At 57.7% G+C, this 16,274-nt stretch carries 12 protein-coding genes; 7 read left to right on the forward strand and 5 right to left on the reverse strand.

The features are described 5' to 3' along the window. Positions 1 to 39: 39 nt before the first annotated feature. Genes O9K67_RS21470 through O9K67_RS21485 form a run of 4 tightly spaced genes read left to right on the forward strand, consistent with a single transcriptional unit; the run spans position 40 to position 6,851 of the window. Positions 40 to 1,161 carry an efflux RND transporter periplasmic adaptor subunit gene (locus tag O9K67_RS21470; RefSeq protein ID WP_061498002.1) on the forward strand — a complete coding sequence of 374 codons (1,122 nt, stop codon included), beginning with the start codon at positions 40 to 42 and terminating at the stop codon, positions 1,159 to 1,161. Then, positions 1,161 to 4,268, forward strand: coding sequence for an efflux RND transporter permease subunit (locus tag O9K67_RS21475; RefSeq protein WP_061498005.1), 3,108 nt, complete (start codon positions 1,161 to 1,163; stop codon positions 4,266 to 4,268). The genes O9K67_RS21470 and O9K67_RS21475 overlap by 1 nt, the downstream gene beginning before the upstream one ends. 2 nt (positions 4,269 to 4,270) lie before the next feature. Beyond that, positions 4,271 to 5,635: an efflux transporter outer membrane subunit gene (locus O9K67_RS21480; protein ID WP_061498007.1), complete on the forward strand. Its 1,365-nt coding sequence runs from the start codon at positions 4,271 to 4,273 to the stop codon at positions 5,633 to 5,635. Positions 5,636 to 5,681: 46 nt separating this feature from the next. Then, the gene (locus O9K67_RS21485; protein ID WP_061498009.1) at positions 5,682 to 6,851 is read left to right on the forward strand and encodes a multidrug effflux MFS transporter; all 1,170 of its coding nucleotides are present in this window, start codon (positions 5,682 to 5,684) and stop codon (positions 6,849 to 6,851) included. Positions 6,852 to 6,973: 122 nt separating this feature from the next. On the opposite strand, the gene O9K67_RS21495 is transcribed toward O9K67_RS21485, so the two are convergent. From O9K67_RS21495 to O9K67_RS21515, 5 genes are read right to left on the reverse strand one after another with little or no spacing between them, the layout of a single operon-like run. Continuing rightward, positions 6,974 to 7,867 carry a MurR/RpiR family transcriptional regulator gene (locus O9K67_RS21495; RefSeq protein WP_061498011.1) on the reverse strand — a complete coding sequence of 298 codons (894 nt, stop codon included), beginning with the start codon at positions 7,865 to 7,867 and terminating at the stop codon, positions 6,974 to 6,976. Between the two features lie 11 nt (positions 7,868 to 7,878). Continuing rightward, a complete protein-coding gene (locus O9K67_RS21500) occupies positions 7,879 to 8,826 on the reverse strand; it encodes an iron-siderophore ABC transporter substrate-binding protein (RefSeq protein ID WP_061498014.1) in 948 nt (315 codons plus the stop codon). A 15-nt stretch (positions 8,827 to 8,841) separates the two neighbouring features. Then, complete coding sequence (locus O9K67_RS21505) at positions 8,842 to 9,894, reverse strand: FecCD family ABC transporter permease (protein ID WP_061498016.1); 1,053 nt, start codon at positions 9,892 to 9,894, stop codon at positions 8,842 to 8,844. After that, complete coding sequence (locus tag O9K67_RS21510; RefSeq protein WP_061498017.1) at positions 9,891 to 10,916, reverse strand: FecCD family ABC transporter permease; 1,026 nt, start codon at positions 10,914 to 10,916, stop codon at positions 9,891 to 9,893. Before O9K67_RS21510 ends, O9K67_RS21505 begins: the two co-directional genes overlap by 4 nt. After that, positions 10,913 to 11,740: an ABC transporter ATP-binding protein gene (locus O9K67_RS21515; RefSeq protein WP_061498020.1), complete on the reverse strand. Its 828-nt coding sequence runs from the start codon at positions 11,738 to 11,740 to the stop codon at positions 10,913 to 10,915. Before O9K67_RS21515 ends, O9K67_RS21510 begins: the two co-directional genes overlap by 4 nt. Before the next feature lie 402 nt (positions 11,741 to 12,142). Here O9K67_RS21515 and O9K67_RS21520 point away from each other — a divergent pair, with 402 nt between their 5' ends. From O9K67_RS21520 to O9K67_RS21530, 3 genes are all read left to right on the forward strand, one after another. Next, a complete protein-coding gene (locus O9K67_RS21520; protein ID WP_061498021.1) occupies positions 12,143 to 14,302 on the forward strand; it encodes a TonB-dependent siderophore receptor in 2,160 nt (719 codons plus the stop codon). Positions 14,303 to 14,517: 215 nt separating this feature from the next. Then, complete coding sequence (locus O9K67_RS21525) at positions 14,518 to 15,390, forward strand: carbohydrate ABC transporter permease (protein ID WP_061498023.1); 873 nt, start codon at positions 14,518 to 14,520, stop codon at positions 15,388 to 15,390. Next, the gene (locus tag O9K67_RS21530) at positions 15,380 to 16,267 is read left to right on the forward strand and encodes a carbohydrate ABC transporter permease (RefSeq protein ID WP_061498025.1); all 888 of its coding nucleotides are present in this window, start codon (positions 15,380 to 15,382) and stop codon (positions 16,265 to 16,267) included. The genes O9K67_RS21525 and O9K67_RS21530 overlap by 11 nt, the downstream gene beginning before the upstream one ends. Positions 16,268 to 16,274 lie beyond the last annotated feature (7 nt).

Genomic DNA, 16,274 nt, shown 5'->3' on the forward strand with positions numbered 1-16,274 from the left:
AAAAACGGGCAGGCTTCGCTCATGCCAGGAAAAAGAGAAATGAAGTTAATAAAAACAACGTTAGTGGCCGCCCTCGCCCTAGTTGGTTGCGATAATGCCACCCCGCCTGCACAACAACCGGTCCAGGAAGTCGGCGTAGTGACGTTAAAAAGCCAGCCGCTCGCGATCGCCAGCCAGTTGACTGGCCGCACATCTGCCTCGTTGTCCGCTGAAGTCCGCCCGCAGGTTGGCGGCATCATCCAGAAACGCCTGTTTACGGAAGGCGATACGGTAAAGGCCGGGCAGGCGCTTTACCAGATCGATCCTTCCAGCTACCGCGCGGCGTTTGATGAGGCCGACGCTGCGCTGAAGCAAGCGCAAGCGCTGGTAACGTCTGACTGCCAGAAAGCGACTCGTTACGCGCAATTGGTGAAAGAGGATGGTGTTTCACGCCAGGATGCCGACGATGCGCAATCCACCTGCGCACAGGATCGCGCCAGCGTGGCCTCGAAAAAAGCCGCACTGGAAACCGCACGCATCAATCTGAACTGGACTACCGTCACCTCACCGATTGCCGGACGTATTGGTATCTCTTCCGTGACGCCTGGCGCGCTGGTAACGGCGGAACAAACCACGGCGCTGGCAACCGTGCGCGGGCTGGACAGCATGTACGTCGATCTCACCCGCTCAAGCGTTGATCTTCTGCGTTTGCGCCGACAAGCGCTCGCCAGCGACAGCAATACCCTGAGCGTCACGTTAACGCTGGAAGATGGCAGCACCTACAGTGAAAAAGGGCGTTTAGCGCTGACCGAAGTCGCCGTTGATGAAGCGACCGGTTCCGTCACCCTGCGCGCTGTGTTCCCGAACCCGCATCATCAACTGCTGCCGGGGATGTTTGTTCGCGCTCGCGTGGAAGAAGGGGTGATGAACAACGCGATCCTCGCGCCACAGCAAGGGGTCACTCGCGACGCCAAAGGCAACGCCACCGCACTGGTGGTCAACGCACAGAACAAAGTGGAACAACGCACCCTCGAAACCCGCGACACCTACGGCAATAAATGGCTGGTGGTGAGCGGCCTGCAAAGCGGTGACAAGCTGATCGTGGAAGGCACCGATAAAGTTGCCGCCGGCTCAACGGTAAAAGCCGTTGAGGTCCAGGAAGCGAACGGAGGAAAAGCCTGATGTTCTCCAGCTTCTTTGTGCGTCGCCCGGTTTTTGCCTGGGTGATCGCCATTCTGATCATGATGGCCGGTATTCTGGCGATCCGCACGCTGCCCGTAGCGCAGTATCCGGATGTTGCGCCGCCAGCAATCAAAATCAGCGCCACCTATACCGGTGCGTCGGCGCAGACGCTGGAAAACAGCGTCACGCAGGTGATCGAGCAGCAACTCACCGGGCTGGATAACCTGCTCTACTTCTCCTCCACCAGCAGTTCGGATGGCGAAGTGGATATCACCGTTACCTTTGAGCAGGGAACCGACCCGGATACCGCCCAGGTTCAGGTGCAAAACAAAGTGCAGCAGGCGGAATCCCGTTTGCCGACCGAAGTGACCCAGTCCGGAGTGACGGTCGTGAAATCCCAGAGCAACTTCCTGTTGATCATGGGGTTGTACGATAAAACCGATCGTGCTACCAGTTCCGACATTGCCGACTGGCTGGTCAGTAACATGCAGGATCCGCTGGCCCGCGTGAACGGCGTCGGTAGCCTGCAAGTGTTCGGCGCGGAATACGCGATGCGCATCTGGATGGATCCGAACAAACTGGCCTCCTACTCGCTGATGCCGTCGGATGTACAGTCCGCCATTGAAGCGCAGAACGTACAGGTCTCCGCCGGTAAAATTGGTGCACTGCCATCGTCCAGCAGTCAGCAGTTAACCGCCACCGTACGCGCCCAGTCACGCCTGCAAACGGTGGCGCAGTTCCAGAACATCATCATCAAGAGTGAAAGCAGCGGTGCGGTAGTGCGCGTGAAAGATGTCGCCCGCGTCGAAATGGGCAGTGAAGACTACAATGCCATTGCCAAACTGAACGGCCACCCTGCGGCCGGTCTGGCGGTGATGCTGGCGCCGGGCGCTAACGCGCTGGATACCGCCACGCGGGTCAAGGACAAAATCGCCGAGTATCGCCATAGCATGCCGCAGGGTTATGACGTGGCGTACCCGAAAGACAGCACGGAATTCATCAAAATCTCCGTCGAAGACGTGGTTAAAACGCTGATCGAAGCCATCGTGCTGGTGGTCTGCGTGATGTACCTGTTTCTGCAAAATATCCGCGCTACGCTGATTCCGGCGCTGGCGGTGCCGGTGGTGCTGCTGGGTACGTTTGGCGTGCTGGCGCTGTTTGGTTACTCCATTAACACCCTGACGCTTTTCGCCATGGTGCTGGCGATAGGGCTCCTGGTGGATGACGCCATCGTGGTGGTGGAAAACGTCGAGCGCATTATGCGCGACGAAGGCCTGCCAGCCCGCGAAGCAACCATCAAATCGATGGGTGAAATCTCCGGCGCGCTGATTGCGATTGCGCTGGTGCTCTCCGCTGTATTCTTGCCGATGGCTTTCTTTGGCGGCTCGACCGGGGTGATTTACCGTCAGTTCTCCGTCACCATCATCTCGGCGATGACGCTGTCAGTGGTGGTGGCGCTGACGCTGACACCCGCGCTGTGCGGCGCAGTGATGCAACACAGCGTACCGCATAAAAAAGGTTTCTTTGGCGGCTTCAACCGCTTCTACAACCATACCGAACACCAATACCAGCACGGTGTTATGCACGTTTTGCGCCGCGCGGTGACGGTCATTGGCACTTACGCGGTACTCTGCGCAGCAATGGCGTTTGTCATGTGGCGACTGCCCGGCAGCTTCCTGCCTACGGAAGATCAGGGCGAAATCATGGTGCAGTTCACTCTGCCAGCGGGCGCGACGGCAAACCGCACTGAAGAGGTCGCCAGCCAGGTCACCGACTGGTTCCTGAATAAAGAGAAAGCCAACACCGAAGCGATCTTTACCGTTACCGGCTTTAGCTTCAGCGGTAGCGGGCAGAACGCCGGGATGGCCTTCGTCTCGTTGAAAAACTGGTCCCAGCGCGCGGGATCGGAAAACACCGCACAGGCCATTGCGTTACGCGCCAGCCGCGAATTGAGCAGCATCCGCGATGCCAGCATCTTCGCCATGACGCCGCCATCTGTGGATGGTCTGGGTCAAAGTAACGGTTTCACCTTTGAACTGCTGGCCAGCGGCGGTACCGATCGTGACCAGTTGCTGAAGTACCGTAACCAGTTGCTGGGCAGCGCGAACCAGAGCGTGGAACTGCACGCCGTGCGCGCTAATGACCTGCCGCAAATGCCGCAGTTGCAGGTGGATATCGACAGCAATAAAGCCGTGGCATTGGGCCTGTCGCTGAGCGATGTCAGCGATACGCTCTCCAGCGCCTGGGGCGGCACCTACGTGAATGACTTTACTGACCGTGGCCGTGTGAAAAAGGTCTATATCCAGGGCGACAGCGACTCGCGCTCCGCACCGTCCGATCTCAATAAATGGTATGTTCGCGGCAGCAACAATGACATGACGCCGTTCTCTGCTTTCGCCACCACGCACTGGGAGTTCGGCCCGGAAAGGCTGGTGCGTTACAACGGTTCAGCGGCCTATGAGATCCAGGGCGAAAACGCTACCGGCTTCAGCTCCGGCGTGGCGATGACCAAAATGGAAAACCTGGCCGACAGCTTGCCCGCGGGGACAACCTGGGCATGGAGCGGTCTTTCATTGCAGGAAAAACTCGCCAGTGGCCAGGCCATGAGCCTGTACGCCATCTCGATTATGGTGGTCTTCCTCTGCCTGGCGGCACTGTATGAAAGCTGGTCAGTGCCGATTTCGGTGATCCTGGTGATCCCGCTGGGTGTGCTGGGTGCTGCGCTTGCCGCGTGGATGCGCGGACTGAGTAACGACGTGTACTTCCAGGTGGCACTGTTGACCACCATCGGCCTGTCGTCAAAAAACGCCATCCTGATTGTGGAGTTCGCCGAAGCGGCGGTGCAGCAAGGCAGTTCCTTGTCACGCGCTGCACTGCGCGCCGCACGTACACGTCTGCGCCCGATCATGATGACCTCGCTGGCGTTTATCGCCGGGGTGATGCCGCTGGCAGTGGCGACGGGTGCCGGAGCAAACAGTCGCGTCGCCATCGGCACCGGCATTATCGGCGGGACGTTAACGGCAACGCTGCTGGCCATCTTCTTTGTTCCTCTGTTCTTTGTACTGGTGAAAAAATTGTTCGCCGGTAAACGCGCACGTCAGGAGTAATTATGTTGCGTATCAGTGTTCTTTTTCTGGCCCTGTTGAGCGCCGGTTGCGTCTCGTTAGACCCGACCTATGAGCGCCCACAGGCACCGATCCCCGCGACGCTACCGGGGAGCAGCGGCCAGGCGCAAGCCGTGGCCACCGACTGGCAGCAAATTGTTAACGATAAGCGCCTGAAACAGGTGGTCAGCGACTCGCTGACCAAAAACCGCGATGTGCAAAAAGCGATTGCGGATATTGATGCAGCCCGCGCCCTGTATGCGGAAGACCGCTCAGCATTGTTCCCGACGGTCAATGCCGAGCAGAGCAATACCCGCAGCCGGACTGTTGCCAGCGGCCTGACCAATAGCGCCGAAGCGGATGGCGCGGTGTCCAGTTTTGAGCTGGACCTGTTCGGCCGTAACCAGAGTCTGACCCGTGCTGAGCGTGAAACCTGGCTTGCCAGTGAATATACCGCGCAGAACACCCGTCTCAGTCTGGTGGCGGAAATCACCACCGCCTGGATAACCCTGGCGGCGGATAACAGTAATCTTGCGCTGGCCAAACAGACAATGGAAAGTGCGCAAAACTCGCTGAATATCGTCAAACGAAAACAGCAGGTTGGCGTAGCAGCGGCGAGCGATATTGCCGATGCCATGGCGGTATTCCAACAGGCGCGCGCCAGCGTCGCCAGTTATCAGACGCAAGTGGCGCAGGATAAAAACGCCCTCAATCTGCTGGCAGGTGACACCGTGGCAGACTCACTGCTGCCGGGAACGCTGGAAAGCCTGGCGGATAACAGCATCACCCTGACACCCGCGGGCGTCTCGTCTTCCGTTCTGCTACGCCGCCCGGATATTCAGGAAGCGGAACACAATCTGCTGAGCGCCAATGCCAATATTGGCGCTGCTCGGGCAAACTTCTTCCCGACCATCTCACTGACCGCCAGCGCTGGCGTGGGCAGTGACTCGCTCTCCTCCCTGTTTAGCCACGGTATGAAAGTATGGTCATTTGCGCCGTCCATCTCCCTGCCGCTGTTTACCGGCGGCAAAAATACGGCAGAGCTGCGCTATGCGGAAGCGGAGAAGAAAGGGTTGATCGCCACTTACGAGAAAACCATTCAGAGCGCGTTTAAAGATGTTGCCGATGCGCTGGCCCGTCGTGAAACGCTGAATGAACAGCTTGATGCACAGCGCCAGTACACAGCGGCAGAGCAGAAATCGCTGGATATCGCCCGGCGTCAGTACACTGCCGGCACCGGCGATTACCTGTCCGTGCTGACCGCACAGCGCGCATTGTGGACGGCGCAGGCGTCACTGATTTCATTGCAGCAAACCGATCTGGAAAACCGTGTGACCCTCTGGCAATCACTGGGCGGCGGCGTGCGTTAATGGTTTTGCGCCGGGTTTTTCCGGCGCACTCTTTTCGGAGTTTGTTATGTCACGGATATCCCCTGCGTATGCCATCGTACTCGGCATGCTGACGGCCATCGGGCCCATTTGCACCGACCTCTATCTGCCCGCCCTGCCGGATATTACCCGGCAAATGGACACCACCAACACCTTAACCCAACTCTCACTGACGGCGTCATTGATTGGACTGGGCCTTGGGCAGCTCTTTTTCGGCCCGCTAAGTGACAGGATGGGGCGCAAGCGCCCGCTGTTGCTGTCGCTGCTGCTGTTTATCGTGTCGTCGGTACTGTGCGCCAGCACACAGGCTATACACGGATTGATTTTCTGGCGCTTTGTTCAGGGGATTGCGGGCGCGGGCGGCTCCGTCCTCTCCCGCGCCATTGCACGTGATAAGTATCAAGGCACGCAGCTGACGCAGTTTTTCGCCCTGCTGATGACCATTACCGGCATCGCCCCTATTGTCTCTCCCATACTCGGCGGGTATATCACGTCGTTGCTGCACTGGCGCGCGCTGTTCTGGACCATGGCGATCATCGGCGTGGTACTGGTGCTCTGCGCCACACTGCTGCTAACGGAGACCTTGCAGGAGAGAAGCCACAGTGAAAGTTTGCTGATAACGTCGCTCATCGTGCTGAAAAACAGGCAGTTTTCCACCTTCTGCTTTATACAGGCGTTTATGCTGGCCGGGTTGTTCTCGTATATCGGTTCCTCGTCGTTTGTCCTGCAAAACGAATACGGTCTGACGCCAATCCAGTTCAGCCTGGTGTTTGGCGTTAACGGCGTGGGGATGATTCTTTCCGCGTTGATTTTCGCCCGTTTGGCGCGGCATATCAGCGGCGTGACGCTGTTAAAAAACGGTCTGGCGCTGGCGGTGCTGCTGGCGTTGATGACTGCCGTTTTTGCCTGGCTCAATATGGCGGTGCTGGCGCTGGTGGGGCTGTTTTTCACCGTTGCGGTCAATAGCGGTATTTCGACCATTGCCGGTTCGGCGGCGATGAACAGCGTCGATGCTCGCCATTCAGGTACCGCCTCGGCGCTGCTGGGGATGTTGATGTTTGTTTTTGGCGGCATCGCCACACCGCTTTCCGGGCTCGGTGGTGAAGCAATGTGGAAAATGAGTATCGCCATTGTGCTGGCTTACAGCGCTGCAATGGTGATCCATATTGGCGGGCGGCAGCGTAGCCAGAGACAATGATAAATTGGTGGCAAATCCATGGTCTCAAGAGTGTTGAACGGCGAGCGACAGCTCAACATCAATCACATCAAGAAATTAGCTACACGTTTTGGCCTGTCGCCGCTGATGTTTATTTCCTGCACCTAGCCCTTCTTTCCACCCGGTTTTAACCCACGGTGAAACTCATTAATGCGTTTCACCGTTTTAATGGCCCGTTGTGAGGTGGCGGACGCCACCGACAGGATGAGCATCTCCAGGCACAGCAATACCGTGCCGTGCAGCGGAATTTTGCCCTTCTCGCCGCCACGCGGCACGTGGATCACCACATCCGCCTCCTGGCTAAAGCGCGAATCCACAGCATTGGTCAGTAAAATAACCGGAATGCCCAGCCGCCGCGTCTCTTTCAGGGTGGTTAACCCTTCGCGATGCGCCGATTTCTGCGCCATCATGATCATCACATCACCGCGTTGCAGGTTGATGAGCTGCTCCGACAAGGCGATCCCCGTCCGGTTAAGCGGCGTGGCAGGCAGCCCGATACGGCTGAACAACCGGGCGCTATATTCCGCCAGAATGCCCGATGCGCCGATACCGAAAATCGCCACCTGACGCGCCTCAACCAGTAAGGCGACAGCCTGAGCAATGGCGTAGCGGTTATCCGGCGCGGAGAGGATGTCACAGGTGTGTTGATGCCCTTCCAGCACAAAATCGATCCCGGAATTCACATCACAGGAGAGCGCATTTACCGTGGTGGTCATCTTCTCGGCGGATGAGATAGCCGGGCCAAACCAGTGCTCCAGCGTCTGCTTTAAATCCCGCAGCCCGGCAAAACCCAGCGCCTGAATCGCGCGTACCACCGTCGCATCGGAGGTCTGCGTCGCCGCCGCGATTTCAATGGCGGTATGCTCCAGCACCCCTTCCCGGTTTTCATTGATATAACGCGCGACGGCCTGCAAGCGCGGCGACAGCGTATGCGCCCGCGCCCGAAAGCGCTCACCGTAGACATCCACGCGGCCTTTTGCTTTTTTGGTGTTCAGCATGCTGGTTGCCCTTATTTCGTCACTGGCAGTGGCCGCCCGGCAATCTGCGACTGCACCTGCGCCACCATCAGGCTTAGCGAGGCAAAGGAGTTGGAGATCGCCTCTTCACGCGAGATCAGCACATAGCGGCCACTACGGCAGGCATGAAGAAAATCGCACCAGCCCGGCATCACGGCATCCATCGCCGCAATCTCATCTTGCGGTTTACCGCCGGTATCTCCGCGCCAGGTGGCAAACACAAAATCCGCGTCCAGCTCCGGCAGGCGCTCCGCACTGACGTCAATGCGACCGCCATCAGGGATGCTATCGATCAGCGGCGGGAAACGGAAACCGGCATCGCGCAATACGCGTCCCAGAGAGTGGTAACTGTGCATGGCATTGATTTTGCCGTTATTCGCCTGGATAACCGACACGGTAATATTACGGGTATCGATGGTTTGTTTCAGCGCCGCGATCTGCGCCTGGTAACGACGCTCAAGGATCGCCAGCCTGGCCTGCGTGCCGGTCAGTTGTGCCAGTTTGCGGTAAATCTGCGGCGCGCCGCCTTCAAGATGATCGATGCTCACCGTCGGGGCAATTTTCTCCAGTTGCTCGACCGGCGTATTACGGCTGGGTTCGGTAATGATCAAATCCGGCTTCGCCGCAGCAACCGCTTCAATATCAATATCCGTCGAGCCGATAAATTTTATGTCAGCGTTATCAAAGTCGACGCCGGTCAACATGGCACTGGAGCGCAGCGTATGCGTTCCGTCCGGCCGCGTACGCCCGTGACTGGCCACCGGCGGGACACCCAGTTCGATCAGCGGGATGGTGATGTCGAGATCGTGCAAAGAAACAATCCGCGTTGGGTGCAGTGGCACGGTTACCACACGGCCCAGATCGTCGGTAAAAGCCTGCGAGGGTTGTGCGGCGCTGACGCTTAACCCTACCAGCAGCAAAAGTGAAAAAAGTACGCGCATACGGCTCCTCAGGATCTATAAACGATCCCGCCGCTGCCACAGCAGCAACAGGAAAAATGGTCCGCCGACCAGTGAAATCACAATCCCGGCGGGAATTTGCAATGGCGCAAAGGCCAGCCGACCGAGCAAATCCGCCAGCAACACCAGCAACCCGCCCAGCATCGCGCTGCCCCACAGCAACGCGCGCTGGCCGCCGCGTAGCAGAAAACGCGCCATATGCGGGGCAATCAGGCCGACAAATCCCATACTGCCGACGCAAGAAACCGTGGCAGCGGTCAGCAACACCGGGGCAGTAATGCGTAGCAATTCAAGTCGCGTCAGGCGGACGCCAAGACCGGTTGCCGCCTGCTTTCCCAGCAACGCCACATCAGCGGCGCGCGCCGTTAACAGCAGGATCACTATTGCAGGTAGCGCCCAGCACAACGCGACCACCAGCAGCGGCCAGGTGGCGGCATGCAGACTTCCCGCCAGCCACATCATCGCGGTTTGCACATCGCGCACATCGGCGGTGGTCATAAACACGCCGATACCGGCAGCAAAGGTCCAGGAGACGCCAATCCCCAGCAAGACAAAACGCGGGCGCAAGACATCCCTCGCCAGTCCCATAACCAGTCCTGCCGCCAGCAGACCGCCCGCCATACCCGCCAGCGGACGCCACACCAACCCCACCGCTGGGAACGCAAGCACCAGCGTTAATACCACCACGCTGGCCCCCTCTTTCACGCCAATCAGCCCCGGATCCGCCAGTCCGTTGCGGGTTATCGACTGCATCGCTGCCCCTGCCATACCGAGCATCGCGCCGCACAACAGCGCCATCAGCACCCGAGGCAAACGAATATCCCACACCACATACTGCTGCTCTGCGCTAAGCGTTGCAGAGTAAAACAGCGCGCGACCTATTGCCGATGCCGGCACGGGCAACGAACCTTGCGTGACACCACAGAGCAGCAGCACCAGCGCCAGAACACCAAGCCCGGCAAGCCAACGCAGCGCGTGTGGGCGTAACAAACGGGAAAAACCGCCGATACGCACACCATACAACCCGGTGTGGTGAAGCCTTCCCTTCATTTAAAAAACCTCGCCGCCAGCACAATAAACAGCGGCGCACCGACCAACGCGGTCATCACGCCAGTCGCCAGTTCCTGCGGTGACAGCAACATCCGGGCAGCGATATCCGCCAGTAATAACAGTAACGCGCCCCCCAGCGCCGACAGCGGCACCACGGCGCGCAAATCGTCCCCGGCAAACCGACGCACCATATGAGGCACCACCAGACCGATAAAACCGATGGGACCGGCTACCGACACCGCCGCACCGCACAGCAGCGCAATAGCCAGCAGCGACAGCACGCGGGTGCGCACCAGCGACACCCCCAGGCCACGCGCCATGCTATCGCCCAGCGCCAGCATATTCAGCGATGGCGACAGCCAGAGAGCCAACACAAACCCGGCCAGCGCAGCAAAAGCTGCAGGCTGAATCAACGCCCAGTTCAACCCGGCGAGATCCCCCGCCAGCCAGGTGCGCATGCTCAACAACGTCTGTTCATCAAAGATCAGGATCGCCGCAGTTATGGAGGAGGCAAACGTTGACAGCGCCACGCCGCAGAGCGTCACTTTCATCGGCGTAAACCCCGCACGCCCCGCCGCAGAGAGAGCCATCACCAGCGAGAAGAGCGCCGCGGCACCGCCTGCGGCAATCAGCGGGCGGCTGAAAGGGGAATCCCCAAGACTGACGCCCAGCGCAGTGGTCGCCACCACGGCCAGCGCCGCGCCAGCATTGAGGCCAAGGATATGCGGTTCGCCCAATGGGTTGCGGATCACTGACTGCAACAGCGCCCCGGCGACACCCAGCGCCGCGCCGGTAAACAGTGCTGCCACCAGACGCAACAAGCGCAGACTGACGATCACGCAATGATCGAAATTACGGGCATCAAAATCCACCAGCGCCCGGATAACCGCAGGCGGCGCTATATAACGCGCCCCCAGCCCCAAATGCGCAATACCCGCCGCCAGCAACAGCAGCAGTAACACGACAAACGTCATCCCCGTACGCCCGGCACGGCGGCGGGCGACAAGCGGCACAGCGCTCACGCGCCGTCTCCATAAGGTTTACGGAAGGGCATAAAGAAGGGTTTTCCAGTTAGCGGGTTCACCGACATCTGCACGTCAACGTCAAAGACGTTTTTGATCAGCTCTGGCGTGCAGGGATCCCCTTCGTGGAGCACGCCCTGTAAGCGCCCCTGTTTGAGGAACACCAACGTGTCGGCGTAGTTCACTGCAAAATTAAGATCATGCAATACCACCACGACTGTCCGGTGATGATGGCGCGTCAGTGAATGCAGCAGTTCGAGGATCTCTACCTGGTAGCGCAGATCGAGAAAGGTGGTGGGTTCATCCAGCAGGATCACCGGCGTTTGCTGCGCCAGCGCCATCGCGATCCAGCAGCGCTGACGTTGCCCGCCGGAGAGGCTGTCGACGGGTTGATGGGCAAACCCGGCGGTCCCGGTAAGATTGAGCGCTTCCTGCACTGCCAGCTCATCGTCTTCCGACCACTGGCGCATAAAGCTCTGCCATGGAAAACGTCCGCGCGACACCAGCTCAAACACGGTCAATCCTTCCGGCACAATTGGCGACTGCGGCAGAATACCTAACTGCCGGGAGACGGCTTTGGTTGGCTGTTGATGAATGGCTTTGCCATCAAGCAGCACGCTGCCGCCAAGCGGTTTCAGCATGCGGGCAATCGTGCCAAGCAGCGTGGATTTGCCCGAACCGTTCGCCCCCACCAGCACGGTCATCTTCCCGGCTGGGAGGGCCAGGCTGATATTGTCGACGATAACCTGTTGGTGATAGCCCGCGGATAACGCGTCCAGTACGATCCCTTGCTCTGCGGTTAGATTTTCCACTGACTGTGGCATGACGCGCGCTACCCTTACAAATAAAAATAAATATCATTCTCTTTTCGATATTGCCGTTTGCCACTGTAGTAGTCAAGCCTGATAAGGAGATAAACCCGCAACGTTTACAGGGCTGTCACTACAACAGAACCCCATCTGACATTTTTAATATTATATTTTTATATTCAATTAGTTACACATTAACAAAGTGGCTTTAAATCGGCTGATCTGGCGCAACGAAGTGCTGTAGCGAAATTCTCACTTTTTCCATTTACTACTACAAAACACCATGATTGAATGATTCTCAATTACATATCCGACGCCGAAGCAGCGGCTAACGGGTAGACAGGTGCAAAAGAGCAATGACTAAAAATACGTTCACTCCTGCATGGCTCGCAGGATCCTTTCGGGAAAGTAGATTACATGGCTGAGTTAACTCGTTGTATTACCGGGCCGAAAGGTCGCGCGCTGTTCTCCGCGATCGTTTTGGGATCGGTCTTCACCCCTTTTACACACGCGGCGACCAAAACCGATCAGACCAGCGACGGCGATACGCTTACGGTGCTGGCAGATGCCTCTTCCGCCGATAAACAGGCGACATCCGGCTACCAACCGCTGAATACCTCCACCGCTACGCTGACCTCAATGCCGATGCTGGATATCCCGCAGGTGGTCAACACGGTGAGCGATGAAGTGCTGGAAGATCAACACGCAACCAGCCTCGATGAAGCGCTGTATAACGTCAGTAACGTGGTGCAGACCAACACGCTCGGCGGTACGCAGGATGCGTTTGTCCGCCGGGGATTTGGTGCCAACCGTGACGGCTCCATTATGACCAATGGCCTGCGCACCGTGGTGCCACGCAGCTTTAATGCCGCTACATCGCGTGTGGAAGTGCTGAAAGGCCCGGCTTCCACGCTGTATGGCATCCTCGATCCCGGCGGGCTTATCAATGTTGTCACGAAACGCCCGGAAACTACCTTTGGCGGCACGATCTCCGCCACTTCGTCCAGTTTTGGCGGCGGCACCGGGCAGTTTGACGTCACCGGCCCGATTGAGGGAACGCGGCTGGCGTATCGTCTGATTGGCGAGTACCAGAATGAGGATTACTGGCGCAATTTCGGCAAGGAAAAGAGCACTTTTATTGCGCCGTCGCTGACCTGGTTTGGTGATAACGCCACCGTCAACGTGATGTATTCACACCGCGATTATCAAACACCGTTTGATCGCGGCACCCTCTTCGATCTCACCACCAAACAGGCAGTGAATGTCGACAGGAAAACCCGTTTTGATGAACCTTTTAACATCACCGATGGCGAATCCGATATCGCGCAATTAAATGCCGAGTACCGCTTCAACAGCGCATGGACCGGGAAAGTCGAGTACGGTTACAGCCAGGATAAGTACAGCGATAACCAGTCGCGCGTGATGGCCTACGATGCAAAAACCGGCAACCTGACCCGCCGCGTGGACGCAACCCAGGGCTCAACCCAGCGCATGTACAGCACGCGGGCGGATCTGCAAGGGAATGTGGATATCGGCGGCTTCTACAATGAGATCCTGACGGGGGTATCGTATGAATATTACGATCTGCTGCGTACCGACATGATCCGCTGTAAAAATGTCAAAGATTTCAATATCTACAACCCGACCTACGGCAAGGCCAGCAAGTGTACATCGGTTTCGGCGTCCGACAGCGATCAGACCATTCAACAGGAGAGTTACTCCGCCTATGCACAGGATGCGCTGTACCTGACGGACAAATGGATAGCGGTAGCCGGGATGCGTTATCAGTACTACACGCAGTATGCGGGCAAGGGCCGCCCGTTCAACGTCAACACCGACAGCAGCGACGAGAAATGGACGCCGAAATTCGGTCTGGTGTACAAGCTGACGCCGTCGGTTTCGCTGTTCGGCAACGTGGCGAAAGCGTTTATGCCGCAGTCGTCTATTGCCAGCTATATCGGCGATCTGCCGCCGGAGACATCAACATCTTACGAAGTTGGCGCAAAATTTGATCTGTTCGACGGTGTTACCGCCAATATCACCGCATTTGATATCCATAAGCGTAACGTGCTGTATAGCGAGATCGTGGGTAATGAAACGGTAGCGAAAACCGCCGGTCGCGTACGCTCGCAGGGCGTGGAAATGGATCTGGCCGGTTCGCTGACGCCGAACATGAATGTGATCGCCAGCTACAGCTACACCGCAGCCAAAGTGCTGGAAGACCCGGATTACGCCGGGAAACCGCTGCCGAACGTTCCGCGCCACACCGGTTCATTGTTCCTGACGTACGACATTCATAACGTGTTTGCCGGCAATACGTTGACCTTTGGTGGCGGTGGCCACGGTGTAAGCCGCCGTTCAGCCACCAACGGCGCAGATTACTACCTGCCGGGCTACGTTGTTGCCGATGCGTTTGCCGCTTACAAAATGAAGCTGCAATACCCGGTGACCTTACAGGTCAACCTGAAAAACATCTTCGATAAGACCTACTACACCTCGTCTATCGCCACCAATAATCTGGGTAACCAGATTGGCGCCCCACGCGAAGTGCAATTTACGGTGAAGATGGATTTCTGATATCACCCATGAAGCGTGTTAGAGATTGCCCCGCATGATGCGGGGCTTTTTTGTCTGCGCACCGGATTGCCCAATAGCAACTTCGCTTCCCCTCCCGACGCACGCCCTCAATGAACACCTGTTCATTAAACAGTCACCTTTACGCCATCCTTTTGCAGCATTACTTTCACAGACTCTCTGGCTTTCAAAACCCGTAAATTTGCTTTGAAACGCTTATGAGAAAATACTGGCTTCCGTGGTTGATCCTGTCGCCATCGCTGCTGTTCCTGGCCCTGTTCACCTGGTTTCCGCTGCTGCGTTCGGTGTATGACAGCCTGTTCGACACCCGTATGGCAAGCGACAACGCCCCCTATGTCGGACTGGGCAATTTCGCCCGTCTGCTGGAAGACACCGTTTTCTGGCAATCCCTGTTCAACAACCTGATTTACATCCTGCTGACTGTTATTCCAGGCGTGACGCTGGCGCTGTTACTGGCGGTGGCATTGTGGGAAAACCACCGCATAAACCGCTGGCTGCGCACCGCTTTCTTCTTCCCGATGATTATCCCGATGGTCAGCGCCGCGGCGTTGTGGCTGTTCATTTTTATGCCCGGCCTCGGCATGCTCGATCACTATCTGGCACAGATTTTTGGCCCGATGAACAACAACTGGCTCGGACGCAGCAACAGTGCGCTATTCGCCCTGGCGCTGATCGGCGTCTGGAAGTTTGCTGGCTACTACATGCTGTTCTTTCTGGCCGGGTTACAAAGCATTCCGGCATCTACCCGGGAAGCGGCAGTGATGGAGGGCGCAACCGCTACGCAAGTGTTCTTCAAGGTCACCCTACCGCTGCTGCGCCCGACCATCAGTTTTGTCATCACCACGGCGCTGATTTACTCCATCACCCAGATCGACCACGTGGCCGTAATGACGCGCGGTGGGCCGGATAACGCTACCACCGTGTTGCTCTATTACATCCAGAACCTCGCCTGGGACACGCACGATCTTGGCAAAGCCTCCGCCGCGACCTTCCTGACGCTGGCGGGCCTGTTCATCTTTTCGCTGGTTAACCTGAAACTGCTTGAGAGAGGAGCACATTATGAGCGTTGAGATTTCACCCGCCATCCCGCGTGCACCGTCCGTGAGTCGTCCTTTGTGGTTGCGTCTGCGCCACTCACGCCCGATCACCCTCGCGGCGTTAATGATCTGCCTCGCACTGCTGTGGATCAGCCCGTTTATCTGGATGCTCTCTTCCGCCTTCAGCGCCACCACCTTTGGCGAGGGGATGGCATCGATTCTGCCGCGCTTGCCGCTGACGCTGGATAACTTCCGCGACGCGTGGGCCAGCGCCAACTGGCTAAGCCTGTACGCCAATACGCTGATTTTCGCCTTCGGCACCTTTGCGGTGCAGCTCATCACCATTACCACCGCCGGGTACGTTTTTGCCTGCCATGAATTTCGCGGCAAGCAGACCCTGTTCGTACTGTTCCTGGTGCAGCTGATGATCATGCCGGTGGTGATGATGATCCCCAACATGCTGACGCTGAAAACCTTCGGCCTGCTCAACACCCTGACGGGCGTGATGATGCCCTATTTCGCTTCCGCGTTCGGCGTCTTCCTGATGCGCCAGGCGTTTCTCGCCATCCCGAAAGAGATTGAAGAAGCGGCGCTGATGGAGGGGTGTCGATGGTGGCAAGTGCTGTTCCGCGTGATGTTGCCCATGTCATGGCCCTCAGTGCTGGCCTTTGCCACCGTCAGCATTACCTACCACTGGAACGAGTATTTATGGCCGCTGATGATGCTCAACGATCCGGACAAACAAGTGCTGACAGTCGGGCTGGTCTCTTTCGCCATGGGCGCCGAGTCCGGCGGTCAGTGGGGCATGATCAGCGCCGGAACGTTAATGGTTTGCCTGCCGCTGATGGTGGCGTTTATTGCTTTTCAAAAACAGTTTCTCCGGAGCTTTGGCTTCTCCGGCATTAAATAAGGAGTGC

The organism is Kosakonia oryzendophytica, from assembly GCF_027886705.1.
Lineage (GTDB): Bacteria > Pseudomonadota > Gammaproteobacteria > Enterobacterales > Enterobacteriaceae > Kosakonia > Kosakonia oryzendophytica.

What these genes read in the sequence shown, in the direction of transcription:
- O9K67_RS21470 (WP_061498002.1), top strand. Translation starts at nt 40, where the DNA reads ATGAAGTTAATAAAAACAACGTTAGTGGCCGCCCTCGCCCTAGTTGGT.
- O9K67_RS21475 (WP_061498005.1), top strand. Translation starts at nt 1,161, where the DNA reads ATGTTCTCCAGCTTCTTTGTGCGTCGCCCGGTTTTTGCCTGGGTGATC.
- O9K67_RS21480 (WP_061498007.1), top strand. Translation starts at nt 4,271, where the DNA reads ATGTTGCGTATCAGTGTTCTTTTTCTGGCCCTGTTGAGCGCCGGTTGC.
- O9K67_RS21485 (WP_061498009.1), top strand. Translation starts at nt 5,682, where the DNA reads ATGTCACGGATATCCCCTGCGTATGCCATCGTACTCGGCATGCTGACG.
- O9K67_RS21495 (WP_061498011.1), bottom strand. Translation starts at nt 7,867, where the DNA reads ATGCTGAACACCAAAAAAGCAAAAGGCCGCGTGGATGTCTACGGTGAG.
- O9K67_RS21500 (WP_061498014.1), bottom strand. Translation starts at nt 8,826, where the DNA reads ATGCGCGTACTTTTTTCACTTTTGCTGCTGGTAGGGTTAAGCGTCAGC.
- O9K67_RS21505 (WP_061498016.1), bottom strand. Translation starts at nt 9,894, where the DNA reads ATGAAGGGAAGGCTTCACCACACCGGGTTGTATGGTGTGCGTATCGGC.
- O9K67_RS21515 (WP_061498020.1), bottom strand. Translation starts at nt 11,740, where the DNA reads ATGCCACAGTCAGTGGAAAATCTAACCGCAGAGCAAGGGATCGTACTG.
- O9K67_RS21520 (WP_061498021.1), top strand. Translation starts at nt 12,143, where the DNA reads ATGGCTGAGTTAACTCGTTGTATTACCGGGCCGAAAGGTCGCGCGCTG.
- O9K67_RS21525 (WP_061498023.1), top strand. Translation starts at nt 14,518, where the DNA reads ATGAGAAAATACTGGCTTCCGTGGTTGATCCTGTCGCCATCGCTGCTG.
- O9K67_RS21530 (WP_061498025.1), top strand. Translation starts at nt 15,380, where the DNA reads ATGAGCGTTGAGATTTCACCCGCCATCCCGCGTGCACCGTCCGTGAGT.